Origin of the sequence: Streptomyces luteolus (assembly GCF_029968015.1) — a bacterium.
Classification (GTDB): Bacteria; Actinomycetota; Actinomycetes; order Streptomycetales; family Streptomycetaceae; genus Streptomyces; species Streptomyces luteolus.
In genome coordinates this window covers 34,284-58,866 of the sequence record NZ_JASCIS010000043.1, presented here as the reverse complement: position 1 = coordinate 58,866, position 24,583 = coordinate 34,284, and the positions used below count along the sequence as shown (strand labels likewise).

The 24,583-nt window shown below is 72.1% G+C and carries 22 protein-coding genes, 1 tRNA gene, 1 pseudogene and 2 riboswitches; of the genes and pseudogenes, 17 read left to right on the top strand and 7 right to left on the bottom strand.

Annotation, left to right across the window (positions count from 1 at the left end; all coding sequences use genetic code 11):
- The first annotated feature begins 256 nt into the window (after positions 1 to 256).
- The 8 genes from QIT00_RS30680 (at position 257) to QIT00_RS30645 (ending at position 8,644) form a co-directional block, all read left to right on the top strand.
- Positions 257 to 1,120, top strand: coding sequence for a GHMP family kinase ATP-binding protein (locus QIT00_RS30680; protein WP_282538708.1), 864 nt, complete (start codon positions 257 to 259; stop codon positions 1,118 to 1,120).
- Positions 1,117 to 2,139: a cysteine synthase family protein gene (locus QIT00_RS30675; protein WP_282538707.1), complete on the top strand. Its 1,023-nt coding sequence runs from the start codon at positions 1,117 to 1,119 to the stop codon at positions 2,137 to 2,139. The genes QIT00_RS30680 and QIT00_RS30675 overlap by 4 nt, the downstream gene beginning before the upstream one ends.
- Entirely contained in the window at positions 2,136 to 3,401 is a 1,266-nt protein-coding gene (locus QIT00_RS30670) for an ATP-grasp domain-containing protein (protein WP_282538706.1), read from the top strand. The genes QIT00_RS30675 and QIT00_RS30670 overlap by 4 nt, the downstream gene beginning before the upstream one ends.
- The gene (locus QIT00_RS30665) at positions 3,394 to 4,680 is read left to right on the top strand and encodes an MDR family MFS transporter (RefSeq protein WP_282538705.1); all 1,287 of its coding nucleotides are present in this window, start codon (positions 3,394 to 3,396) and stop codon (positions 4,678 to 4,680) included. The genes QIT00_RS30670 and QIT00_RS30665 overlap by 8 nt, the downstream gene beginning before the upstream one ends.
- Positions 4,649 to 5,398 carry a class I SAM-dependent methyltransferase gene (locus QIT00_RS30660; protein ID WP_282538704.1) on the top strand — a complete coding sequence of 250 codons (750 nt, stop codon included), beginning with the start codon at positions 4,649 to 4,651 and terminating at the stop codon, positions 5,396 to 5,398. The genes QIT00_RS30665 and QIT00_RS30660 overlap by 32 nt, the downstream gene beginning before the upstream one ends.
- A 56-nt stretch (positions 5,399 to 5,454) precedes the next feature.
- Positions 5,455 to 5,644, top strand: a riboswitch (cobalamin riboswitch).
- Positions 5,645 to 5,673: 29 nt separating this feature from the next.
- The gene (locus QIT00_RS30655; protein WP_282538703.1) at positions 5,674 to 6,735 is read left to right on the top strand and encodes an ABC transporter substrate-binding protein; all 1,062 of its coding nucleotides are present in this window, start codon (positions 5,674 to 5,676) and stop codon (positions 6,733 to 6,735) included.
- A complete protein-coding gene (locus QIT00_RS30650; protein ID WP_282538702.1) occupies positions 6,732 to 7,844 on the top strand; it encodes a FecCD family ABC transporter permease in 1,113 nt (370 codons plus the stop codon). Before QIT00_RS30655 ends, QIT00_RS30650 begins: the two co-directional genes overlap by 4 nt.
- Positions 7,841 to 8,644, top strand: coding sequence for an ABC transporter ATP-binding protein (locus tag QIT00_RS30645; protein ID WP_282538701.1), 804 nt, complete (start codon positions 7,841 to 7,843; stop codon positions 8,642 to 8,644). Before QIT00_RS30650 ends, QIT00_RS30645 begins: the two co-directional genes overlap by 4 nt.
- Positions 8,645 to 8,740: 96 nt before the next feature.
- Here QIT00_RS30645 and QIT00_RS30640 read toward each other — a convergent pair whose 3' ends face one another.
- From QIT00_RS30640 to QIT00_RS30620, 4 genes and pseudogenes are all read right to left on the bottom strand, one after another.
- The gene (locus QIT00_RS30640; protein ID WP_408909889.1) at positions 8,741 to 9,745 is read right to left on the bottom strand and encodes a ferric reductase-like transmembrane domain-containing protein; all 1,005 of its coding nucleotides are present in this window, start codon (positions 9,743 to 9,745) and stop codon (positions 8,741 to 8,743) included.
- A gap of 184 nt (positions 9,746 to 9,929) precedes the next feature.
- Positions 9,930 to 10,405 (bottom strand): annotated as a pseudogene (locus QIT00_RS30635) (malate synthase A); the annotation flags it as partial.
- 298 nt (positions 10,406 to 10,703) lie between these two features.
- Positions 10,704 to 12,164 (bottom strand): amidase, encoded by a 1,461-nt coding sequence (locus QIT00_RS30625; protein ID WP_282538699.1) that lies wholly within the window; start codon positions 12,162 to 12,164, stop codon positions 10,704 to 10,706.
- A gap of 152 nt (positions 12,165 to 12,316) precedes the next feature.
- Positions 12,317 to 12,664 (bottom strand): hypothetical protein, encoded by a 348-nt coding sequence (locus tag QIT00_RS30620; RefSeq protein ID WP_282538698.1) that lies wholly within the window; start codon positions 12,662 to 12,664, stop codon positions 12,317 to 12,319.
- A 314-nt stretch (positions 12,665 to 12,978) separates the two neighbouring features.
- Between QIT00_RS30620 and QIT00_RS30615 the strand changes: the two genes are divergently transcribed.
- From QIT00_RS30615 to QIT00_RS30605, 3 genes are all read left to right on the top strand, one after another.
- Positions 12,979 to 13,281 carry a dsRBD fold-containing protein gene (locus QIT00_RS30615; RefSeq protein ID WP_282538697.1) on the top strand — a complete coding sequence of 101 codons (303 nt, stop codon included), beginning with the start codon at positions 12,979 to 12,981 and terminating at the stop codon, positions 13,279 to 13,281.
- Entirely contained in the window at positions 13,281 to 13,574 is a 294-nt protein-coding gene (locus QIT00_RS30610) for an acylphosphatase (protein WP_282538696.1), read from the top strand. Before QIT00_RS30615 ends, QIT00_RS30610 begins: the two co-directional genes overlap by 1 nt.
- A 69-nt stretch (positions 13,575 to 13,643) precedes the next feature.
- Complete coding sequence (locus QIT00_RS30605) at positions 13,644 to 14,429, top strand: Mut7-C RNAse domain-containing protein (RefSeq protein ID WP_282538695.1); 786 nt, start codon at positions 13,644 to 13,646, stop codon at positions 14,427 to 14,429.
- Positions 14,430 to 14,492: 63 nt separating this feature from the next.
- On the opposite strand, the gene QIT00_RS30600 is transcribed toward QIT00_RS30605, so the two are convergent.
- Complete coding sequence (locus tag QIT00_RS30600) at positions 14,493 to 15,737, bottom strand: benzoate/H(+) symporter BenE family transporter (RefSeq protein WP_349017216.1); 1,245 nt, start codon at positions 15,735 to 15,737, stop codon at positions 14,493 to 14,495.
- A gap of 110 nt (positions 15,738 to 15,847) precedes the next feature.
- On the opposite strand from QIT00_RS30600, the gene QIT00_RS30595 reads away from it, so the two are divergent.
- The gene (locus tag QIT00_RS30595) at positions 15,848 to 16,399 is read left to right on the top strand and encodes a helix-turn-helix domain-containing protein (RefSeq protein ID WP_282538693.1); all 552 of its coding nucleotides are present in this window, start codon (positions 15,848 to 15,850) and stop codon (positions 16,397 to 16,399) included.
- A 345-nt stretch (positions 16,400 to 16,744) separates the two neighbouring features.
- Positions 16,745 to 16,909: riboswitch (cyclic di-AMP (ydaO/yuaA leader) on the top strand.
- Positions 16,910 to 16,911: 2 nt separating this feature from the next.
- A complete protein-coding gene (locus QIT00_RS30590) occupies positions 16,912 to 17,667 on the top strand; it encodes a transglycosylase SLT domain-containing protein (protein ID WP_282538692.1) in 756 nt (251 codons plus the stop codon).
- A 134-nt stretch (positions 17,668 to 17,801) separates the two neighbouring features.
- On the opposite strand, the gene QIT00_RS30585 is transcribed toward QIT00_RS30590, so the two are convergent.
- Positions 17,802 to 19,223: a sugar porter family MFS transporter gene (locus QIT00_RS30585; protein ID WP_282538691.1), complete on the bottom strand. Its 1,422-nt coding sequence runs from the start codon at positions 19,221 to 19,223 to the stop codon at positions 17,802 to 17,804.
- A gap of 397 nt (positions 19,224 to 19,620) precedes the next feature.
- Here QIT00_RS30585 and QIT00_RS30580 point away from each other — a divergent pair, with 397 nt between their 5' ends.
- The gene (locus QIT00_RS30580) at positions 19,621 to 20,628 is read left to right on the top strand and encodes a LacI family DNA-binding transcriptional regulator (protein WP_282538690.1); all 1,008 of its coding nucleotides are present in this window, start codon (positions 19,621 to 19,623) and stop codon (positions 20,626 to 20,628) included.
- 373 nt (positions 20,629 to 21,001) lie between these two features.
- Positions 21,002 to 22,537 (top strand): glycoside hydrolase family 32 protein, encoded by a 1,536-nt coding sequence (locus QIT00_RS30575; protein ID WP_282538689.1) that lies wholly within the window; start codon positions 21,002 to 21,004, stop codon positions 22,535 to 22,537.
- Positions 22,538 to 22,608: 71 nt separating this feature from the next.
- On the opposite strand, the gene QIT00_RS30570 is transcribed toward QIT00_RS30575, so the two are convergent.
- Positions 22,609 to 22,682: transfer RNA gene (locus QIT00_RS30570), tRNA-Pro, on the bottom strand.
- A 223-nt stretch (positions 22,683 to 22,905) separates the two neighbouring features.
- Here QIT00_RS30570 and QIT00_RS30565 point away from each other — a divergent pair.
- Both QIT00_RS30565 and QIT00_RS30560 read left to right on the top strand, forming a co-directional pair.
- Positions 22,906 to 23,622 carry a thiamine pyrophosphate-dependent enzyme gene (locus tag QIT00_RS30565; RefSeq protein ID WP_282538688.1) on the top strand — a complete coding sequence of 239 codons (717 nt, stop codon included), beginning with the start codon at positions 22,906 to 22,908 and terminating at the stop codon, positions 23,620 to 23,622.
- 46 nt (positions 23,623 to 23,668) lie between these two features.
- Positions 23,669 to 24,577, top strand: coding sequence for a transketolase family protein (locus QIT00_RS30560; protein WP_282538687.1), 909 nt, complete (start codon positions 23,669 to 23,671; stop codon positions 24,575 to 24,577).
- Positions 24,578 to 24,583: the final 6 nt, after the last annotated feature.

Genomic DNA, 24,583 nt, shown 5'->3' with positions numbered 1-24,583 from the left:
GTCGCCGCGCACGTACTCCGGCGTCTGCCACGGCACTCTGGGTGAGCTCTACCAAGGGCCGCTGCGCCTAGGGCCCGACTCCCCGATCCTTGCGGATCAGCCCGCGGCGTCGAGGGGGTACCTCCCTGCTCTGGGGGCACCTCCCGGCCGAAGGCTGGGGGAGGAGCCGAGAGCTTGGGGGAGGGTGCATCGGCGCGCGCCCGGATCGCCCTCGTACTGGACGTACTTGGGTGATTCGGTCATGCGGCGAGGTGCCGTGCCTGGGGGCACCTCCCGGCCGGAGGCTGGGGGAGTCGCGGGCCCGCAAGGATCGGGGAGTCGGGCCCTAGGGCCCGACCCGGACATCGCGCTCGTCTCGTTCCCCGTCGACCGGCACTCCTACGTGCACTACACCCTCGGGGGCGACCCGCCCCGAGGAGCCCTGCCCGGACGGAAGTCCCGGATGGCCACGCGGCTCTTCCTCGACCGCTACGGGCTCCGGCTGCCACCGGGAGGCTGGAGCACCCACTCCGAACTGCCGGTCGGCGTGGGCATGGCCAGCTCCACCGCCGATGTCGTGGCCACGCTGCGCTGCCTGTTCCGGGTCTTCGCGCTGCCGTACGACCCGGACGCGGTCCTCGGCATTCTCTCCGCGATCGAGCGCGCGGACAGCGTGTTCCTCGACGAGTTCGCGCTGCACCTCAGCGGCAGGCACCGCGTGCTGCGCCGCCTCGGCACCGACGTCGGCTTCCACACCGCGTACGTCACGGAGGCCGACACCGTGGACACAGCCGCCGTGACGCCGCTGCTGCTCCCCCACTACCGGCGGCGGGCGCAGGAGTACGAGCGGTGCCTGACCGACCTTCTCAAGGGCTTCTCGGTGGGGGACGCGGGGGCGGTGGCGCGGGCCGCCACGACCAGTGCCGTGCTCTCCCAGGAGGTGCTGCCCAAGCGGACCTTCGCCGAAGTCCTCGCCCACCGCGAGGAGTTCGGCGCCGACGGGGTGTTCGTCGCCCACACCGGCTCCCTCGTCGGCTATCTCTTCACCCGCCGCCCCGCCCCCGAACTGAAGGGTGAACTGTCCGCGTTCTTCCACTCGCTCGGCCACCAGTGCTCTTTCGCCCGAGGAGGCCATGGGTGATCCACCCGCATATCGCCGACGCCCTGAAGACCCCCGACCTGGTCCGGCTCACCGACGGCATGGTGCTGCTCCGCTTCGAGTCCATGAAGATCTACTCCGCCCTCGGCGCCGTCCGCCACCTGCTCGACGAAGGGGTCGTACGCCCCGGCCAGACCCTCGTCGACAGCTCCAGCGGCATCTACGCCTACGCCCTCGCGCTGGCCTGCCACCGGCACGGCCTGCGCTGCCACATCGTGGCGTCGACCACGGTGGACGCCACGACGCGCGCCCAGCTGGAGGTGCTCGGCGCGACGGTGGAGCAGGTCGAGCCGTCCCGGAACCTCAAGCTCGACCAGGAACTGCGCGTACGCCGTGTGCGCGAGCTCCTCGCCGAGCGGCCGGACGCGCACTGGATGCGCCAATACCACGACGCCGTCCACTACTTGGGGTACCGGGAGGTCGCGGACCTGGTCGCACAGGCGGTGCCGGACCGGCCGCTCACGGTGGTCGGCGGCGTCGGCTCCGGAGCTTCGACGGGCGGGCTCGTGGAGCATCTGCGGCGCCGCGACCCGTCCGTGGGCCTGGTCGGCGTGCAGCCCTTCGGCAGCGTCACGTTCGGCAGCCAGGACCACCACGACCCGGAGGCGATCATCGCCGGGATCGGCTCGTCCATCCCCTTCGACAACGTCCGCCACCACCTCTACGACGCCCTGCACTGGCTGGACTTCACGCATGCCATGTCCGGCACGGTCGCGCTCCTGAGGGACCACGCCGTGTTCGCGGGCCTGTCCACCGGCGCGGCGTATCTCGCCGCCGGGCACGAGTCCCGCCGCCGCCCCGACCGGCTTCACCTGGTGATCGGCGCGGACACCGGGCACCGCTACGTCGACCGCGTGTACGCCCGGCACGCCGAGGCCCTCGACCCGGCCGCGCTCAAGCCCGTCGAGGTGGACGGGCCCGAGGAGATGGCCATGCCCTGGTCGACGATGGCCTGGAACCGCACCCCCTGCCCGCCCCACTGGAAGGAGCAGAGCGCGTGACCGTGGTCTGCCTGGAATCGCTGACCTTCGGGCTCGGCCATCTGGTCCGCGCGGCCGACTCCCTCGGGGAGCGGCTCCGCCTGCTGACCGGCGACCCCGCCTACTACACGTACGAGCTGGAGCGGCTGCCCGCCGACGCGCTCGACGTCGTCGAGGTGGACACCTTCGACACCGAGCAGGTCGCGGAACAGATCGGCGCCGTAAGGGAGTTGAGCGGGCTGATCAGTTCGACCGACACCTGGATGCTCGTCGGTGCCGAACTGACCGCGCGCTTCGGGCTGCCGGGCCTGGACCCGGCGGTGCTGCGGCTGAGCCGCGACAAGGCCGCCGTACGCGACCGCCTGTACGGGGCGGGTCTGACGCGGGCCCGTGCCGTGGACTCGGGCGCACTCGGCGGCACCGCCGCGTTCGCGGAGACCGTACTCAAGGAGACCGGGCTGCCCGCGATCGTCAAGGACACGGCGGGTACGGGCAGCCAGAACGTCTGGCTGGTGCGGGACGGGGACGAGCTCACGGACGTGCTCCGCACCGCCGCCGGGCGGACGCTCAAGGGCCGCCTCTTCGCCGAGCCGTACTTCCCCGGGCCGGTCTACAGCGCCGAGACCCTCACCTGGGCGGGAAGGACCAGACTCCTCGGCGTGTCCAGCCGGTTGATGTCGCGCGAGCCACGGTTCCGCGAGGAGATCACCGCCTTCCCGGTGGCGTTCCCGAAGGAGCGGCACCAGCATCTCGAACGGTGGCTCGACTCGGTCCTCACGGCCGTCGGCTACACGGACCGCTTCGCGCACGTCGAGTTCGCGCTGACGGGGGCCGGGCCGGAGGTCGTGGAGATCAATCCGCGGATCGGGGGCGCCCTCGTCGCCGAGGGCATGTGCCGCTCGCTCGGCGTCAACGTGTACGAGGCGATGCTGGAGTGCGCGCTCGGCCGCCGCCCCGCGCTCATGGACGCCGAGCTGCCCGGCGGGCCCGGGGTCGCGTTCGTCCTCGGCTACCCGGACCGGCCCGGCGTGTTCACCGGCGTCAGCGGCCTGGACCGCCTCGCGGACCTGCCCGGCTCGCCCGCCTGGTACCCGGTGAAATCCGTCGGGGCGCCCGTGGAGCACCTGGACGACAGCCGGGGCTACGCGGGCATCGTGTACGCGGAGGGCGCCACCGCCGAACTCGCCACGCACCACGCGGTGACCGCCGCGAACACCCTCCGGGTGCTCACCGAGCCGTTCCCGGACGGGCGGACCGCGCCCACGGCGGCCACCGGTGGCTGAGCGGACCGCGAGGTCCGAGGCCGGACCGCCGCGCGCCGCGCTGGCCTCGCTGCCCGTCCCGGCGCGGTTCCTGCTGCTCAGCTCGTTCCTGATCCCGCTCGGCAGCTTCATGGTGCTGCCGTTCATGTCGGTGTTCCTGCACGAGCGGCTCGGCATGGGGCTCGGCACGGTCGGTGTCGTTCTCGCGGCCGCGTCGCTCGTGCAGTTCTCCGGTGGCGTCTTCGGCGGGGCGCTCGCCGACCGGATCGGGCTGCGCCGGACCATGGTGACCGCCCTGGTGATCCGTACGGCGGGCTTCCTCGGCCTGCTGCTCGCGCTGCGCTGGCCGCCGCTCGCCGTGGCCGCGCTGATCCTCACCTGCTGCGGTGCCGCCCTGTATCTGCCCGCGAACAAGGCGTACTTGGTGCACGGTGTGGCCGACGAGGACCGGCCCGCGTTCCTGTCCGCGGGCAACGCGGCGCTCAACGCGGGCATGGCGGTGGGGCCGTTGATCGCGGGCCCCTTCGTCCTGTCGTCGCCCGGTGTGCTCTTCGTCGCCGTGACGGCCCTGTTCGTCCTGGTCACCGCCGGGCACACCCGACTGCTGCCCCGGCCTGCGGGCGAACAGCCGGGCAGCGGGCCGTCCGGACAGGGCCTGCTCGGCTCGGTGGCGGTCCTGCCGTTCGCCGCCAACGCCCTGGCCTTCTACCTGTACTTCCACTTCCAGCACTACCTCGCGGTGTACGCGGTGGAGCGGGCGTCCAGCGAGTTCTACAGCCTCGTGCTGCTGCTCTGCTTCGCCCTGGTGATCGTGGTCCAGCCGCTCGCCTCGGACACGATCCGGCGGATGCCGTACGCGGTGGCGCTCGCGGGCGGCTTCGTCACGCTCGCCGCCGGGATGGCCGTCCTCGCGATCGGCTCCCGTACGGCGCTCCTCGCGGGCGGCGCGCTGATCACCCTCGGCGACATCGTGCTCTTCCTCAAGAACGACCTGGAGGCGCTGCGCCGCAGCCCCCGCTCCGACGCCGTGGTCTTCGGGCAGCAGCGCCTCGCGGCCGGCCTCGGCGCCTGCCTCAGCGGCGTACTCGGCGGACAGCTCTACGGCTTCGGTGAACGGGCCGGTGACACGGGCCAGTTCTGGCTGTGGGCCGCCGCCCAGTGCCTGCTCCTGCCGCCGCTGCTGCTCCTCGTCCGCCGGTCCGTACCGGCGACCGAAACCCCGGACCTCCCGTACGAGCACGACGACCCGAAAGGAACCCGTACCGCCCATGACCCGAACCGGCGGATTCCAGGACGATGACTTCTGGACCGAGTTCTACACCTTCCTCTTCTCCGAACAGCGCCACACCCAGGCCGAGGACATCCTCGACGGCTCGCCCCTCTTCGACTTCCCCGGCGGCACCCGCGTCCTCGACCTGTGCTGCGGCCCCGGCGTCTTCTCCGTACCGCTCGCCGCGCGCGGCCACCACGTCACCGGGGTGGACCGCAGCGGCCCGATGCTGGAGCGGGCCCGCAAGCTCTCCGCCGACCAGGGGCTCGCGGTCCGGTACGTCGAGGGCGACATGCGGAGCTTCGCCGAGCCCGGCGCGTACGACGTGGTCCTCAACATGTTCACGTCCTTCGGGTACTTCGAGGACCCCGCCGACAACTCCCGTGCCCTGCGCACCATGTACGACAGCCTGGCGCCGGGCGGCACGCTCCTCCTGGACGTCGCCGGGAAGGAACTCCTGGCCCGCCGGGTGACCCCGCCCAAGGTCGTCCAGCGCGGCGAGGACCTCCTCGTACAGACCGACACCGTGCTCGACGACTGGGCGCGGCTGCGCAGCGACTGGGTGCTCGTGCGCGGGGACACCGTGACGCGGACCAGCCTCGTGTGGTTCGTCTACAGCGCCGTGGAGCTGGCCGACCTCGTCCGGCAGGCGGGCTTCGACCGGGTGGAGGTCTTCGGGGGCTTCGACGGGCGGCCGTACGACCAGGAGGCGGAACGGCTCATCGTGCGGGCGGTCCGGCCGGAGTGAGCGGCCCGGGAGGGGCGCACGCGGCTGTGACCTGCGCCCTTTCACTCCGCGCCGAGACAACCGTAGGATCGGCCGGTCATACCGCGACGGGAATCAGGAAGCCGGTGCGAATCCGGCACGGTCCCGCCACTGTGACCGAGGAGTGCGCCCCTCTCGACGTTCGAGAAGCCACCGCGCGACGCGCGGGAAGGCCGGGGGGCGTGTTGATCCGGGAGTCAGGACACTGGCCTGTCGCGGGCCCGTTGTGAGGAGCGCGGACTCCCAGGAGGCTTCACGTGTACGACGGCATGCCCCGTCCCGGTTCCACCATCCCCTCGCCCGCCCCGCTGCCCGTCCCCTTGTCGCGGCGCCGCACCCTGCGCGCTGCCGCCCTCGCGACCGCCCTGGCAGCCGTCCTGCTGTCGGGCTGCGGCGCGCAGCAGGAACCCCGTACCCGCGACGACGCCGGGGGCGCCGCCGAGGGCTTCCCCGTCACCGTCGACAACTGCGGTACGAAGACGACGTACCGGAAACCGCCGGCCCGCGCGGTCACCATCCACCAGCACCCGGCGGAGCTGATGCTGGCCCTCGGCCTGAAGGACCGCATGGTCGGCACGGCCTTCCCCGACTCGGCCGTACTGCCCGAGTTCCGCGAGGACTTCGAGGCGATCCCCGAACTGGCGAAGAAGGAGCCGTCCTTCGAGACCGTCCTGGAGGCCGAGCCCGACTTCGTGTACGGCGGGTACGCCAGCGCCTTCGCGGAGAACGAGGGCCGCTCCCGCAAGGCCTTCGCGGACGCCGGCATCGACACGTATCTGAACCGCGAGTACTGCGGCAAGAAGCAGGTGTCGATGAAGGACACCTACGCCGAGATCAACACCATCGGCAGGATCTTCGGCGTCGAGGACCGCGCCGAACGGCTCGTCGCCGACCTCAAGTCCCGCGTCGACAAGACCGCGGCGGCCGTGAAGGACGAGCGCGACGTGTCGGTGTTCGTGTACGACAGCGGCGACAAGTCCGCGTTCACGGCGGGCGGCAAGAGCCTCGGCACGGAGATCATCCGGCTCGCGGGCGGCCGGAACGTCTTCGCGGACCTGGACGAGGTCTTCGGCGATGCCTCCTGGGAGCAGGTGGTGGACCGCAAGCCCGAGGTCATCGCGATCTACGACTACGCGGGCGCGGGGAACGTGGAAAAGAAGAAGAAGTTCCTGCTGTCCCAGCCCGCCCTCGCGGACGTCCCGGCCATCAAGAACAAGCGGTTCGTGGTGCTGCCGCTGACCGCGACCATGCTCGGCGTCCGGCCGCCGTACGCGGTGGAGGACCTGGCGCGCGGACTGCACCCGGAGAGCTTCCGGTGACGGCGACCGCCGCCTCTCCGGCCACGACGAGGCAGGATTCCAAGGTCTCCGATGAACAGCCCCGCTCGGGCAGGTCGTTCGCGCTCACGCTGTCGGTCCTGGCGGTGCTGCTGGTGGTCTCGGCCACCGCGGCCGTGGCGATCGGCTCGGTGCGGGTGCCGCCCGGTCAGGTGTGGGGCATCGTGACGCACGCGGTCGGCCTCGACTGGGCGGACCCGGTGTGGTCGCGGGCGCGCGAGACGATCGTGCTCGACGTACGGGCGCCGCGCGTGCTCCTCGGCGCGGTGACCGGCGCGGGGCTCGCCGTGGTCGGTACGGCCATGCAGGCCCTGGTCCGCAACCCGCTCGCGGAGCCGTACCTGTTGGGCGTCTCCTCGGGGGCGTCCCTCGGGGCCGTCGTGGTGATCGTGTTCGGGGTGACCCTGTTCGGGGCGGTGTCCCTGCCCCTCTCGGCGTTCCTCGGGGCGCTCGCGACGCTGCTGCTCGTCTACGCGACGGCGCGCGCGGGCGGACGCGTGACCTCCGTACGGCTCGTGCTGTCCGGAGTGGCGATCGCGGCCGTGCTCACCGCCCTCATGAACGTGCTGCTGCTGATCTCGGAGCGCGGCAACGAGGCGCGTGCCGTGCTCGCCTGGACGCTCGGCGGGCTCGGCGGCGTGAACTGGGGCACGCTGTGGCTCCCGGCGGTCGCGCTCGCCCTCGGCATCGGCGTACTCCTCGTCCAGGCACGGTCGTTGAACCTGCTGCTCGCGGGCGAGGAGGCGGCCACGACGATGGGCCTCGACGTGGCCCGGTTCCGCGCCCGGATGTTCGTACTGCTGTCCCTGGTCACCGGCGTGCTCGTGGCGGCGGCCGGGCCGATCGGCTTCGTCGGCCTGATCCTGCCGCATCTCGTACGGCTCTTCGTGGGCGGCGACCACCGCAGGGTGCTGCCGACCGCCGCGCTCGCCGGGGCGGTGTTCCTCATCTGGGCGGACGTGGCCGCCCGAACCGTCGCCGCGCCCATGGAGATCCCCGTCGGCGTGCTGACCGCGCTGTGCGGCGGGCCGTTCTTCCTGTGGCTGATGCGCCGCGACGCCCGCCGGAAAACCGAGGAGGGAGTGGCATGACCGTCTCTTCGAGCGACCTCACCGTCGACGGGGTGACGCTCAGCGCGGGCGCCCGCCGGCTTGTCCAGGACATCTCGCTGACCGCGCGGCCCGGCGAGGTCGTCGGCCTGGTCGGTCCCAACGGCAGCGGCAAGTCCAGCCTGCTGCGCGCCGTCTACCGGGTGCTGCGGCCCGACTCCGGCACCGTGCGTGTGGACGGGGACGACGCCTGGTCGCTGCCGGTGCGCCGGCTCGCCCGGACGGTGGCCGCGGTCGTCCAGGACGGCGCGGCCGACTTCGACCTGGCGGTGCGGGAGGTCGTCGCCATGGGCCGCACCCCGCACAAACGCCTCCTCGACGGCGACACCGCGGAGGACACCCGGATCGTCGAGTCCTGCCTCGCCTCGGTGGACGCCGCCGACCTCGCCGACCGGCCCTTCGACCGGCTCTCGGGCGGCGAACGCCAACGCGTCCTCGTCGCACGCGCGTTGGCGCAGCGGCCCTCGCTGCTCGTCCTGGACGAACCGACCAACCACCTGGACATCCGGCACCAGTTGCAGGTCCTCGGCATCCTGCGCGCGCTGCCCGCCACGGTTCTGGTCGCCCTGCACGACCTGAACCTGGCGGCGTACTACTGCGACCGGCTGTACGTCCTGTCGGAGGGGCTTGTCACGGCGTCCGGTCCCCCGGCGGAGGTGCTCACGCCGGGGCTCCTGGGTGAGGTGTACGGCGTGGCGGGCGAGGTCACGCCGCACCCTCGTACGGGGGCGCCGCAGGTGGTGTTTCTGCCTGAGGAGCGGGTTCCTGCCGGTTCTGCGTGAGCGTGCGGGTAGTCCGGCGCGGGGGTAGTTATTTCCCCTCCCCGCCCCTTCCCGAAAGCCTGCGGCACTTCGGGGCTCCGCCCCGGACCCCGCTCCTCAAACGCCGGAGGGGCTGGATTTTGCGGGCGGATCTTGCGGGCGTTCGCGGCCGCCGTCGTGCCCGGATGCCACGACCGCCAGGAGCCCGACGACCACGGCTGCCGCGGCGATCCGGCCGGCCGCGCGCAGGGTCCAGTTCGCGGCCCCCGCGCGGCTCGGCCCGGCCAGGCGTTCGCTGCGTCGTGCGGGTCGCATGAGCCGGACCAACAGCAGTACGGCCACGGGTAGTTGGAGCAGCCAGAGCACGGTGCGGGGCCACTCCCCGTACCAGACGTTGGTGCCGTACAGGAAGGTGTGCCAGACGCTGAGGACGTACACGACGATCACGCAGCGGTGCAGCCGCCGCCAGGTCTTCGCGCCGATGCGGTGCCGCGCGTAGAAGAGCAGTCCGAGCGGTACGGCGAGGTAGAGCGCGCCCTGGCCGATCGGGATGGCGAGCTTGCCGGTGCCGGAGTCGTACCAGAACGGCATGAAGGAGTCCGCGAATCCTGCCCAGAGGCGGGCGGCCCAGGCCAACTTCTCCTCGTAGCGGACGAGTTCGGCGGCGAACATCAGGGCGTGCGCGAACATCAGCGCCATGGTGGTGAGGCTCGTCGTGCGGTGCCAGCGCTCCAGAGTGGCGTGCGACCCGGGCAGGCGGTCGGTGCGCGGCCCGGACAGCACGAGCCCGAGCATGACCGTGCCCCAGGCCCACAGCAGACCGGACCAGCCGAAGGCCTGGCTGAGCAGGTACATCCAGTACGTGGAGGGGTCGTTCATGAAGGGCATGACCGCGACCGTGGCCGAGTCGCCGGACGCCATCCGTACGTAGAGGAAGACGAACACCGCGACGGTCACGCCGACCGCCGCGGCGGCGTCGGGAATCGCCGCCCTCACGTCCGATCGCAGGGACGTACCAGGGCTTCGCCCCGACTGCCCGCCGCCGCCCGGGGGTCTGGCGGGTGTCACCTCGTCCTCGCTCTGTACGGATTCCGGCTGTACGGATTCCGGCTGCATCGGCATGGCCTCCCGGAGCGGGCGGGGCGGGTGGGGCGCGCGTGACACAAGTATGGGCATCGGCACGGGATTTGCGGAGGGGGCGGGGCACCCCCTCTGCCCCGCCCCCTCCGCGTGACCAGGGCCCTCTACCCCTGGCGGTACTGGTGGAACCCCGGCCCCGTGGCGGCGACGGTGCCGAGGGCCGCGCTCACGCCTGGGCCTCCGCACTGGGGGCCAGGTGGCGGGCGTACCCGTCGGCGGTGAAGAAGGCGGGCAACTCCCGGGCCAGGGCGGTGCGTTCGAAGAGCGCGCGGACGTCGTCCACCCGGGCGTTCACGCGCCGGTGCCGCAGCCACTGCCAGATCTGCACGCGGGCGATCTCCGCGGTGGCCGCGTCCTCCATCAGGCCGTCGAGGGCGACGGCCCCCTGGCCGCGCAGCCAGGCGTCGAAGTAGCGGAGCGCCACGGCGATGTTGGAGCGGATGCCCTCGGCCGTGGGCGGTCCGGCGGTGCGGCGGTGCGGCGGTGCGGCGCACGGCGGTCGGCCGGGGCGACGGAGACGTCCTCGCGGGTGCGGTCCAGCTGGTGCGGGCGCGCCCCGAGCACGCCGTCGCCCGGCACCTGCGCGGCCATCCCGCCGATGGCGGCCGGGATCTCCGACGTCAGGGCATGATGCGCGCCCCGGTCCCCACTTCCGTCCACCTGGTCCGGCGGGCCGCACTAAGACTCTGGCAGTGGCACTGGGTGCCTTCAACCGTGCGGCCTAGAGTGAGTGGAGTCCTGACCGGAGTCCTGACCGGAGTCCGCCAGGCAGGCGAAGAGCTCTCGGCGTTGGCCACGTAGTCGGGTTCCTTCTCCTTGTCGTCCTCGATGAACTGCCAGAAGGTCATGGACAGTTCGTCGCGCCGCACGGGGTGCTGCGCACCAGAGGGCTGGGCGGGATCACGGGCACGCTGTCAGGAAATGGTCATGGTCCAGCCTCTCAACCCGCCGCCGCACCGCCGAGCGGCCCGTCGTCCGGCAGGCAGGTCCAGGGACGGAGCTGTTCCAGGGCCTTGCCGACGCGGAAGACGGTCGCGTCGTCGTAGGTGTGGCCGACGATCTGCACCCCGGTCGGCAGGCCCCAACTGGACTGCCCGCTGGGGACGTTGAGGACCGGGCAGCGGTTGTTGATGTTGAAGGGGATGGTCATCGCCGCCCACAGCGGCTCACCGTGGTCCTCGCCGTCGACCACCAGCCGGCCCAGGAGGTCGTCCCCGGCGGGCATGCCCGGCACCGCGGTGGTCGGGCAGATGAGCGCGTCGAAGGGCCCCATCGCCTCGGCGAGTTCGCGCTGCAGCCGGGTCTCGACGCGCAGACCGTCGACGTACGTGAAGCGCGCACGGGCTTCGGCCATGGTGTCCGCGAAGGCGGCCGAGTAGGCGGACATACGGTCGCGGTGCTTCGCCTCGATCTCGGAGACGACGGCGCCGAACGTGGTGGAGAAGTGCGCCGCGAGGCTGATGAGGATGTCCTCCTTGGTCCACGGGAGTTCGATCTCCTCGACCTTCGCGCCCGCGTCGGTGAGGGCCCGGGCGATCTCGCGGGTGTTGGCCTCCACCTCGGGGTGGACCTCGTACGCACCGAGGTTCACGCACAGCGCGATCCGCATGCCCGCGACCGAGTCGTACGTGGTCGGCAGGACGAGCTTCGGGCGCAGCGACACATGGTCGCGCGGGTCGGGTCCGGCGAGGACGTTGGCGAAGGTGAGGCAGTCGTCGACGGTCCGCGCCATCGGGCCGTCGCCGCGGTAGTGGTCGGCGGAGAGCGGCGCCACGCCGGGAATCCGGCCGTACGGGGCCTTGTAGCCGACGGTGCCGGTGAACGCGGCGGGGATGCGGGTGGAGCCGCCGATGTCGGAGGCGGACGCGAGCAGCGTCGTACCGGCCGCGAGGGAGGCGCCCGCGCCGCCGGACGAGCCGCCGGGGGTGAACTTCGGGTTCCACGGATTGCGGGTGACCCCCCACAGGCGGCTGTGCGTGAAGGTGGCGACGGAGAACTCGGGGGTGGCGGTACGGGCGTGGATGATGCCGCCGGCGTCCAGGACGCGGTCGATCACGGGGGCGTTCTCGGTGGCGATGTTGCCGACGTTGACGAGGGAGCCCTCGGTGAGGGAACGCCCGGCGATGGCGTGCTTCTCCTTGGTGGCGACGGGGATGCCTTCCAGAGGGCGCGGCGTCAGGCCTGCCTTGCCGAGGAAGCGGTCCTCGGCGTGCCGGGCCTGGGCGAGCGCCTCGTCGAAGAGCTGCTCGGTGAAGGCGTTGACGACCGGCTCGGTCTGCTCCGCACGCGCGATGACCGCGCGCATCAGCTCCACCGGGGACAACTCCCGGGCCTCGAAGAGCCGTCGCGCCTCGGTGGCGCTGAGGTAGCCGAGCTCGGTGCGGGAGTCGTACGCGTTCATGCGGAAGCCTTTCCTGGCGGGAGGCGGACGGAGTCGTGGGTTCGGTACGGGGCGAGCGCGGGGAGTGGTCGGGGTTGGGTTGGTTGGGTTGGTTGGGTTGGTTGGGTTGGTTCGGTTGGGGTTGGCGGGGATCATGTCGGGCAGTCCGTCCGTCAGCATGGCCCCCGGGTCGGCGTGCCGGAAGAGGGCGAGCTCGGCACCGAGGGATCACCGAGGGCCGCCGTGCCGAGGGCCGCCGTGCCGAGGGCCGCCGAGCCGAGGGCCGCCGAGCCGAGGGCCGCCGAGCCGAGGGCCGCCGAGCCGAGGGCCGCCGTGCCCGGATCGGCCGGGCACTCGGCGTGGACAGCGCCCGACTGCACCGCGGGCCCGCACCGGAGGACGTGGCCGTGGTGGCGGCCCTCGGCGTCGACGGGCGCCTCGGCCGCACCGGGCTCGGCGCGGCGCCCGGCATGCGCGAGCACTCCGCCCGGCGCCGCCTCCAGCGGATGATCGCAACGCACCGGCCAGGATGAGCGAGGTCCGCCACGCAGTCCTCCCCGTCTCCGTCAGCGGCTGCGACAACCTCCCGGTGACGATCTGGCTGCACGGCCCACAGGCCATCGACCCCCTTCGAGGCAGCTCGCGGACCACGTCCCGAAGCGCGGATGCGTCAACCCGACCAGGCATCGGATGCGGTCATCGGATGCAGTAACGGTGCCTGTGGCGCGATCCTGGAAAGCGGGGCACCGAGAACCTCCCGGACGGTTCTGCCTACGGCAGCGGGGGCGTCCCCCGCCGAACCGGGCCGTCCGGCACAGAGCGCTGGAGGATCACCATGTCGCACACCACTGATTGGACGGCCCGCGTCCACCTGATCGAGGAGGACCGCACGACGAAGGTCAGCGTCGACCTCGACACGGGTGGCGGCCACGTCATCGGCCACGGCACGGCCCACCGCAACCCCTCGGACGAGGACGTAGCCGAGATCGGCGACGACCTGGCCACGGCCCGGGCCCTGGAGGACCTGGCACAACAGCTCAAGCGCACCGCGTACAAGGACATGGCGGCGGCGGGCACCACCCGTGAGCAGCCGGCCGACAGGCCCTATGTCGGCTGGCCGGACGCATCGGAGGGCTAGTGGACACCCGGAAGACCGGCCTGGCGGCGACGCGTAGACGGGTCGTCGTCACCGGCGAGGTGCAGGGTGTGTTCTTCCGGGACACCTGCCGCCGCACGGCACTGCAGTACCAGGTGGCGGGCTGGGTGCGGAATCTGCCGGACGGCTCGGTGGAGGCCGTGTTCGAGGGCGAGCCGCACCATGTCGCGCTCCTGGTCGAGTGGGCCGGACAGGGCCCGCCCGCCGCGACCGTGCGGCAGGTGTCCGTCGTGGACGAGGAGGCGGAGGGCCTGGAGGGTTTCGAGGTCCGCTAGACACCGTACTGAGGCCTCCGCCCCGCGCCCGGTGGCACCCGGGAAGCCCCCCGGTGGCACCCTGGAAGCGTGGACAAGCCGCAGCCCCGCCCGCGGGACCCGGCCGGAGTCCTCCTCGCCTTCCCCGCCGAGCTCCGGCCGTTCCTGCCCGCCCGGCACCGCGGCGAGGAGCCGGTCCGGGTGGGGGTCGACGGCACCTCGTCGCTCGGGCATGTCGTGGAGGCGCTGGGGGTGCCGTTGACGGAGGTCGGAGCGCTGCGCGCCGAGGGCCTCGGTGTGGGTCCCGGGTACAGGCCGCGCCCGGGCGACCACGTAGAGGTGCGGCCCGTACGACGGCCGCAGCGGCCGCGGCCGCAGCCGCCGAGATTCGTCCTCGACGTCCATCTGGGCGCGCTTGCCCGGCAGTTGCGGCTGCTCGGCGTGGACACCGCGTACCGCAACGACCTGGATGACGCCGCGCTGGTCACACAGGCGAACGCGGAGCGCCGGGTGCTCCTCACCCGCGACCGCGGGCTGCTGCGCCGCAGGTCCCTGTGGCTGGGGGCGTACGTGCGAGGCGCCGACCCGGACGGTCAGCTCGCCGACGTCCTCGACCGGTTCGAGCCGCCTCTCGCCCCGTGGACCCGCTGCACGGTGTGCAACGCGGCCCCGCTGACAGAGGTGCGGAAGAGCGACGTGGCGCCGTTGCTCGCGCCCGGCACCCGCCGTACGCACGACTCCTTCACGCGCTGCCCCGGGTGCGGGCGCGTGTACTGGCGGGGCGCGCACAGCCGCAGACTCGAACGGATCGTCGCGACCGCGCGGCGGCGGACCGCGGAGCCGGGGGCGGGGGCAGTCGTGGCGCGTGAGGGGTAGGGGGACGGTCGGCGGGGTGCGCGACCGAGGTGCGGAGTGGGCGAGTTGACGCGGGGGCGGCCGTCACGCGGACATTCCCTCAGGCGTACGCGCATCCTGCTCGGCGGACCGAGAGGCAGACGCCGTCGCGCGGCGGCGGCCCGCTGACGCGATGGCGCTGGTGAGCCCGCCCGCGAGCAGCCCCCAGAACGCGGACCCGATGCCGAGGAGTGTCACGCCGGAGGCCGTGGCGAGGAAGGTGACGACAGCCGCCTCCCTGGACGCCGGGTCCGACAGGGCACTGGCCAGGGACGCCTCGATCGTGGCGAGCAGGCCGACCCCGGCGACGGCCAGGACGAGTGCGTGCGGCATCGCGGTCAGCAGGGAGGCGACGGTCGCGCCGAGCAGGCCGACGCACAGGTAGAAGGCACCGGCCCACACGGCCGCGAGATAGCGGCGCCGCCGGTCGGGGTGGGCCTCGTCGCCGGTGCAGATCGCGGCGGTGATCGCCGCCAGGTTGAGGCCGAACGCCCCGAACGGCGCGAGGACCGCCTGCGCGGCCCCCGTCCACGTCAGTACGGGCGAGACGGGGACGTCGTACCCGGAGGCGCGCAGCACGGCGACTCCCGGGAGGTTCTGGGAGGCCATGGTGACGACGAACAGCGGCACACCGACGCTGACGAGCACCTTCCAGTCGAACTCGGGCGCCGTGAACACCGGCTGCGCGAGGGACAGCCGGACCCGCTCCAGATGCCAGCCGCCGGTGAGGACGGAGGCGACGACTCCGCCGCCGAGCGCGACGAGGACCGCGTAGCGGGGCAGCAGCCGGCGCGCGAGGAGGTACAGCGCGAACACCGGGAACGCGATCGCGAAACTGCCGCCCATCTGGGAGAAGAGCCCCGTCCCGAATTCCAGGAGCACCCCGGCGAGCAGCGCCGACGCCAGCGGTACGGGGATCCGGTCCATGATCCGCGCGAACCATCCCGTCAGACCGCTCAGCAGGATCAGTACGCCGCTGAACACGAACGCGCCCACGGCCCTCTCCATGGAGACCCCGGTCAGGCTCGTGGCGAGGAGCGCGGCTCCCGGCGTCGACCAGGAGGTGAGAACCGGCGCCTGGTAGCGGAGCGACAGACCCGCGCTGGTCACGGCGATCCCCACGCCGAGCGCCAGCATCCACGAGGAGATCTCCCGCGTGTCCGCCCCGGCGGCCCGCGCCGCGGTGAAGACGATCGCCGCTGCACTGGTCACGCCGACGGTGACCGCGATCAGCGCCGCCGTCACGGCCGAGGGAGGTGCGGTGGCGCGTATGCGGGCGAGCGCGGACATGCGGGTCACTTCCGGAGAGGGGCGTTCCATCAACGGAACGTTCTGTTTGTGGAACACTAAGGACGCCGGTGGCGAAACGTCAAAGCACACGGGGACGGACGGAGTCCGATATGGGACTGAACGACGAGGTCGGGCGCAGGCTGAAGCAGCTGCGGCAGGCCGACGGCCTGTCCCTGTCGGAGCTCGCACGCCGCTCGGGCGTGGGCAAGGGCACACTCTCGGAGCTGGAGACGGGCCGGCGCAACCCCACCCTCGAAACGCTCTACGCCCTGACGACCGCGCTCGGCCGCCCGCTCAGCGCCGTCCTCGACGACCCCTCCCCCGGCATCGCCGCAGGCACGGCCGGGGTCTCGGGCAGCGCCGTCACGGCGGTCCTCCTGGAGCGGTACGAGGACGAGAGCGCGGCCACCGACGTCTTCCGCATCACCATCGCCGAGGGCGCGCCACAGGAGTCGGCCGCACACGTCCCGCACACCACCGAGAGCCTGATGGTGCTCTCCGGAACGGCGGTCGTCGGCCTGCCCGGCGCCCCGCAGACGGCAGGCCCGGGCGGCCACGCCCACTGGCCGGCCGACACCCCGCACGTCTACGGCGCCCCGGACGGCGAGGTCCAGGGCGTGCTCTTCGTCCGGTACCCGAAGAGTCCAAGTTCGTCCGGTTAAGACATCGCTCAGGGCAATTCACCATGTACGTAAATCGCCGCCCGAATTACGGACTGCTCGCACGAATTGCACCAGCTAATACGCTCTGCGTCCGAATTTCGCCGCGGCATCGAATTCAGTGAATCGGATCACACCGGGCAACCATCTCCGTCGACGCGGGCAAAAGCGCAGATCCGTTTCGCGCCAAGAGAGTTGAGCCTTGTCGATCTCAGAACGGGAAGGGCTCGGGTAAGCAAGAACGATCTCCGTGCATTCGCCGTTCAATTTCGGCTCTTGTTCCTTCCGGACTTTCTCGCTTAACGTCACCGTGAATCCGGACGGAACGCCGAATCCTGCCGCTGTCCGGAAAACCTCACACCCACTCACATACGCAGGGCAGGAGCGGGGGACCCAGGTAAGTCGCCGATCCGGACTCCGGAACGGCTCGGGGTGAAGTCGCACGCCCAGTGCGGCCGGACATCTCCCGTCCGAACCCGACAGCTCACCTCGTAGGCGACGGAGAGGAATTCGTCATGCCTGCAAAGGGAAAGCACCGCCGCCCCAAGTCCCGTTCGCTCGGCCGGGGAATCGTCGCAGCCGGGACGGGCGGCGCCGCGCTCGTACTCCCGCTGATCGGAGCGAACGCCGCGAGCGCGGCGCCGACCGAAACCCTTCAGGCAAGTGCGGCCGCAAAGCCCGCTGCCGCGCCGAAGACCTACGTGATCGCCGCGGGCGACTCCCTCTCCGCGATCGCCAAGGAGCACTCCCTGAGCGGCGGCTGGAAGAAGCTGTACCAGGACAACCGCAGCGTCCTCGGTGACAACCCGCGGCTGATCCACCCTGGCATCAAGCTCACCCTCGGCAAGAAGGCCGCGGAGAAGGCGGACGCCTCGCGCGCCTCCGCCGAGCGGGCCGACCGCTCCGAGCGCACGACCGCCGTCAAGCCCGCCGCGGCGAAGAAGTCGTACACCAACGACCTCGACGGCTGGATCAAGGAGTCGCTCGACATCATGGCCGAGCGCGGCATCCCCGGCACCTACGAGGGCATCCACCGCAACATCATGCGGGAGTCCGCCGGCAACCCGCTGGCCATCAACAACTGGGACATCAACGCCCAGAACGGCGTCCCGTCCAAGGGCCTGCTCCAGGTCATCAAGCCCACGTTCGACGCGTACCACGTGCCCGGCACGTCGACGGACAGCTTCGACCCGGTCGCCAACATCACCGCCGCCTGCAACTACGCGGCCGACCGGTACGGCTCGATCGACAACGTCAACGGCCCGTACTAGGCCGCCAGTCGGCCCCTGCTGAAGGCCGGCCCCCGAAGGGGGCGTCACGACCGCGGACCCGTTCCGCCGCCGTGACGCCCCCTTCGCGTACGTCGTCCCGGGCGCACCCTGGCCCGTACGCCGACCAGCGGGCCTCACCCCCGCAGCGACGCCGAGATGTCCTCCAGGCTGCGGCCCTTCGTCTCCGGAAGTCTGCGGTGCAGGTACACGACGCCGAGCAGGCCGAAGAGGCCGTAGATCCAGAACAGGCCGGTGGGCGTCAGGGCGTTGATGGTGGTGAGGACGGTGAGGGAGATGGCGAAGTCGAGGCCCCAGTGGGTCACGTTGCCGAAGGAGCTGGCCTTCCCGCGGACCGCCGTCGGGAAGATCTCGCTGTTGATGAGCCAGATCGCGAGGCCCAGGCTGGGCGCGAACGCCGCGATGTACAGGCAGAGTCCGGCCACCAGGAGGCCGCCCGAGACGGGCCGCCCGTCGTCGCCCATCAGGTAGAGGGCGCCGAGGAACACGAGGGCGAGGATGACGACGGAGGTGCCGCCGAGCAGCAGCGGGCGGCGGCCGACCCGGTCGACGAGGAGCAGCGCCACGAACGTCAGGCACATGTTGACCAGGCCGATGCCGAGCGAGGACAGGATCGCGGCGGAGCTGCCGAAGCCGGCCTGCTTGAGCATCGTGGGCGCGTAGTAGATGACCGCGTTGACGCCGACGAGCTGGTTGGTGGCCGCGACGACCACGCCGAGGAGGACGGCGGGACGCATCGCGGGGCGCAGCAGATCGCGGTAGCTGGTCCGCGTCTCGGCCGCGGACAGCGCCTCGATCTCGGCCAGTTCGGCGTCCGCCGCTTCGGGTGTACGGGTACGGAGCAGCGCCGCGCGCGCCTCCTCGCGGCGCCCGCGCCCGAGGAGCCAGCGCGGGCTCTCCGCGAGGCGCAGCACACCGAGGAACATCGCGAGGGCGGGCAGCAGCCCGAGCCCCAGCATCCAGCGCCAGCCCTCCCCGTCGTCGAAGAGATAGCCGACCAGGTACGAGACGAAGATCCCGACCGTGATCATGAGTTGGTTGAGGGAGACGAGGCGGCCGCGGGACTCCGCCGGGGCGATCTCGGCGATGTAGGCGGGCACGGTCAACGAGGCCGTACCGATCGCGAGGCCGAGCAGGACGCGGGCGACGATCAGCACCTCGACGCCGGGCGCCACGGCGGAGACGACCGCGCCGACGGCGAAGACGGCGGCCCCCACCAGGAGAGTGCGCCGCCGGCCCGCGGCGTCCGTGACGGCCCCCGCGCCCAGGACGCCGACGATCGCGCCGAGCAGCAGCGAGGCCACGGTGACCTGCTGCATCCCGTCGGAGAGGCCGAACTCCGGCGCGATGAACAGGAGGGCCGAGGAGATGATCCCCGTGTCGTACCCGAAGAGGAACCCGCCGAGTGCGGCCACCGCGGACGCGCCGAGCAGGGAGCGGCGCGCGCCGGAGGTCAGCGGTGGGGAACCCGGTGGTCTTGTGGCGGTTCCGGCGGCGGGTGCGGGTGCGGGTGCGCCGGTGGTGGCGGGCTGCGACATGGGAGGGCTCCTGAGGGTGAAACAGGCTGATGCGTAAGGGAGTTGGGAAAGCGCGGCCAGGCGGCAGTACGGGCCGTCGGGGCGCGCCGCCCCGCCACGGGTCGGCTGGGCGGGACGACACACCCCAACTGCGGCCGCTGTCGCGGTAGTTGGAACTTGCTCGGCGGCTCGGGGGCGGTTACGAGCGCCCGTTGCGGCATGCGTCGTCGGATGCCGTGGACGTCCGGTCGGGAAGCGACCCGCCCCGGTGCAGCATCGTGACGGCGGAGACGGTTTCGCGCAACCGTTTGCGCAATCGTTTTTCTGTGTTCCCTCACGTACGATCCCGTTGCACGACCCGAACCGAACGATCCCGTTGCACGACCGGGCCGAACCGAACCCAGCCGAGGAGCCGCTCATGGCGAAGATGGCCGATGTCGCCCGCCGGGCCGGCGTCTCCGTGTCGACCGTCTCGCACGTCATCAACGGCACCCGGTACGTCAAGGACGAGACCCGCGAACTGGTCCTGGAGGCGGTGCGCGCGACGGGGTACACGCACAACACCGTCGCCCGCTCCCTGAAGACGTCGAGCACCCTGACCCTCGGCCTGGCCGTCTCGGCGGTCGGGAACTTCCACTTCGCGGAGCTGGTGTCGGCGGTGGACGCGGCGACCCGCGCCTCCGGCTACACCCTGCTCATGGCCGACACCCACGACGACCCGGCCGAAGAGCTCAGCGTCGTCAGGATGCTGCACGAGCGGCGCGTGGACGGCCTGCTGCTCGCGACCGCCGCCGGCCCTCGCGGTGCCGCCCTGCGCTACGTGAAGAACGCGGGGCTGCCGACCGTCCTGATCGACCGCTGCGCCTCGCCCGCCTTCGACCAGGTCGCGACCGCCAACGTCGAGGCCACGGCACGGCTCGTCGACCACCTCGCCGACCTCGGGCACACCCGCATCGGCCTGGTCGCCGGGCGGCGCAATCTGCGTACGAGCGGCGAGCGGCAACGGGGCTGGCAGCGCGGCATGGAGCGCAAGGGCCTGGTGGTGTCCGACGATCTCGTCGTGGTCGGCGACTCCCAAGCGTACCCGGCGGAGCTGGCCACCGAGCGCCTGATGACCGGCCCGGACGCCCCCACCGCGCTGGTCTCCGGGAACAACCAGATGACCCTCGGCGTGCTGCGGGCCCTGTCCCGGCTCGGCCGCAAGGTGCCCTCGGACGTGGCCCTGTGCGCGTTCGACGACTTCGAGTGGGCCGACCTCATGCACCCCTCGCCGACGGCGATCGCCCAGCCCGTGCAGGAGACCGGGCGACGGGCCGTGGAACTGCTCATGCAGCGGATCGCGGACCCGGACGGCGAGCGCAGAACGGTCCTCCTCGAACCGACCTTCGTCCACCGGGAGTCCTGCGGCTGCACCCGCCCGACGTGACGCAGGCACCGGCCGGGCTCAACCGCCGATCCGGGCCGGGGCCGCGTGCGGCGAGTGGGGGTCCCCCGACTGGAGGCGGGGGAGCGCGCCTGGGGGCACCTCCCGGCCGGAGGCGGGGGGGAGTCGCGGGCCCGCAAAGACCGGGGAGACGCCCCCCCAGGGGGTTGACGTACCCACGGTCGATGGCTTTACGTGACGGTGCGATGTTCGGGCCCGCTCGTCGGCTGGCGTCCCGAACTCCGCTCCTGGGCCGCCTCCTCAAGGCAACCGCCCAGCTCCAGCCCCCGCATGTCCGGTCGATCGGGAACGGCCCGGTGCGGTGGGCGGATCCGCTGTCACCCTCACTCATTCACTCCTCGATGTGGAGAGACCCATGCCGTTCCCCAGCCGCCGCACCGTCCTGACCTCCGCCCTCGGCGTCACGGCCGCGGCCGCCGTCCCCCTCCTCGGCGGTACGGCCGCCGCGACCCCCGGCGCACGCGGACGCGCCGAGACGTACCGCCCCCGGCTGCACTTCTCCCCCGCCAAGAACTGGATCAACGACCCGAACGGCCTGATCCACCACGAGGGCCGCTGGCACCTGTTCTTCCAGTACAACCCCGAGGGTGACGTCTGGGGCAACATGTCCTGGGGCCACGCCGTCAGCTCGGACCTGCTGCACTGGGAGGAGCGTCCGGTCGCCATCGCGCACGACGAGCAGGAGATGATCTTCTCCGGGTCCGTGGTGTACGACGAGCGCAACACGAGCGGCCTCGGCTCCGCCGACCGCCCCCCGCTCGTCGCGATCTACACCAGCACCCTCAAGGACGACTCCGGCCTGCAGCGGCAGTCGCTCGCGTACAGCACGGACGCCGGTGAGACCTGGACCAAGTACGCGGGCAACCCCGTACTCGACATCGGCGCGCGGGACTTCCGCGATCCGAGCGTCTTCTGGCACGCGGACAGCGGCCGCTGGGTGATGGCCCTGGCTCTGCCCACCGAGTACAAGATCCGCTTCTACGCGTCGGACGACCTCAAGTCCTGGCGGCAGCTCAGCGACTTCGGCCCGCTCGGCGCGACCGGCGGCATCTGGGAGTGCCCCAACCTGTTCCCGCTCGGCGACCGCTGGGTGCTGCTCGTCAGCCTCAACCCCGGTGGCCCGGCCGGGGGTTCGGCCACCCAGTACTTCACCGGCACCTTCGACGGCACCACCTTCAGCCCCGACCCCGAGCAGGGCACCCGCTGGGTCGACCACGGCGCCGACTGCTACGCGGGCATCACGTACAACGACGCCCCCGACGGCCGCCGCGTCTTCCTGCCCTGGATGAACAACTGGCTCTACGCCGACCGCGTCCCCACCACACCCTGGCGCGGCGCGATGGGCTTCCCCCGCGAACTCGCCCTGCACAACGGCCGGTTGACGCAGGCACCGGTGCACGAGCTGGAGTCCCTGCGCACCCGTACGCTGCTCTCCCTGACCGACGCGACCGCGCCCGAGGGAACCCGCCGACTCCTCGCCGACACCGGCCAGTTCTACGAGCTGGAGGCCGTGCTCGCGCCCGAATCCCCGGCGACCTCCGCCTTCGGCCTGGACATCCGCACAGGGGGCGGCTCGTACACCCGGGTCGGGTACGACACCGCCGCCGGCGAGCTGTACATCGACCGGCGGTCCTCGGGTGACGTCGGCTTCGCCGCGGAGTTCCCGGGCGTGCACCGGGCCCCCCTCGCCCTGCCGGACGGCGGCCTCGACCTGCGCATCCTGGTCGACGCCTCGTCCGTCGAGGTGTACGCGGCGGGCGGGACCGTCTGCCTGACGGACCAGATCTTCCCGGACCCGTCGGCGTGCGCCCTGCGCGCGTACGCGGACGGGGGCGCGGTCGGGATCGAGACGCTGAGGGTGCGGGCCCTGCGGTCGGCGCTGCGGGGCTGAGGCCCGGGAACTGATCGAGGGGCCGTTTCAGATCCCTCTGAAACGGCCCCTCGAACTGCGACTTCGAAAAGTCGGGACGACAGGATTTGAACCTGCGACCCCTTGACCCCCAGTCAAGTGCGCTACCAAGCTGCGCCACGTCCCGCTGCCGTCCGTGACCTGGGGTTTCCCCCCGGCCGAACGCGCACCGAAACAATACCGCACTCGGGCGGGTGGTCGTGAACCCGTTTCCGGATGTGTACGGAGCGTCACGGCCCGCACGGCCGAATCGCGACGCACACGGGCACGCAGACGCCCACGCACACGCACACGCACACGCACACGGGGCACTTGACCTCAACTTTGCTTGAGGTTGCACGCTCCTTCTCATGACGACCACGACAACGCCCCTCCACCGCGGCTACGCCGACCTCGGCGGCCTCATGGCCCTGATGACCGGCGACGAGAAGCACGGGCCCGCGGCCACCTCCACCCTCGACGCGCTCTGGGTCCTCTACGACCGCGTCCTGCGCGTCTCCCCCGACACCGTCGACGCGCCCGACCGGGACCGCTTCCTGCTCTCCAAGGGGCACGGCCCGATGGCGTACTACGCGGTGCTCGCCGCGAAGGGCTTCGTACCCGCCGACGTGCTGCCGGGCTTCGGCTCGTACGACTCTCCGCTCGGGCACCACCCCGACCGGCTGCTCGTGCCGGGCGCGGAGATCGGCAGCGGCTCGCTCGGGCACGGGCTGCCGATCGCCGTCGGCACGGCGCTCGGGCTGCGCGCGCAGGGGCTGACCGATCCGGCCGTGTGGGTCCTGGTCGGTGACGCCGAGCTGGACGAGGGCAGCAACCACGAGGCGATCGCGTACGCCGGTCCGGCCGGGCTCGACCGGCTGCACGTCCTGGTGATCGACAACTCCTCGGCCAGCCACGCCAGGCCCGGCGGTCTCGCGGCACGGTTCGAGGCGGCGGGCTGGTCCACGGCGACCGTCGACGGCCGCGACCACGAGGCCCTGCACGCCGCGTACACGACCCCGCACCCGGGACGGCCGCACGCGGTGATCGCCCGCGTCGAGCCGAAGAACGCCACCCCGGCCCGCTGACCCACGACCACGACCACGACCACGACCACCCCCACGGAGGATGACCATGGACTCCATGCGTGACCGTTTCGCCCGTACCGTCACCGAACTGCTCGACCAGGACCCCCGGGTCGCGCTCGTGCTCGCCGAGATCACCCGGGACCGGGTCGAGGAGGCCGAGCGGCGGCATCCGGACCGCGTGATCAACGTCGGCATCCGGGAGCAGCTGCTCATCGGCGCCGGGGCCGGGCTCGCGCTGACCGGGATGCGGCCGGTCGTGCACACCTTCGCCAGCTTCCTCGTCGAGCGGCCCTTCGAGCAGGTCAAGCTGGACTTCGGACATCAGGGCGCGGGCGGCGTGCTGGTCAGCGCGGGCGGCTCGTACGACTGGCCCGCCGGCGGCTTCACGCACATGGCGCCGGGCGACGTGGCACTGCTCGACACCCTCGACGGCTGGACCGTGCATGTGCCGGGGCATGCGGACGAGGCCGAGACGCTGCTCCGGCAGGCCGTCGCCGCCGGGGACGACAAGGTGTACGTACGCCTCTCGGAGCAGGCCAACCGGGAGGGGCTCGCCGTCGACGGGACGCGGATGCTGACCGTGCGCGAGGGGGGCGGCGGGGTCGTGATCGCCGTCGGGCCGATGCTCGACAACGTCCTCGCGGCAGTCGAGGGTCTGGACGTGACCGTGCTGTACGCGACGACCGTGCGCCCCTTCGACGGCGCGACGCTGCGCCGGGTGGCCGGGGAGAGCCCGGACGTGGTGATCGTCGAGCCCTATCTGGCGGGGACGTCCACCACCGCCGCGAACGAGGCCCTGCAGTCCGTGCCGCACCGCGTGCTCGGTCTCGGCGTGGGACGGCGTGAGCTGCGGCGGTACGGCGACATGTCCGAGCACCTGGCCGCGCACGGCCTGGACCCCGCCTCCCTGCGCGCCCGCGTCACGGACTTCCTGCCGGGCCGGGCGACCGCCTGAGAGGGC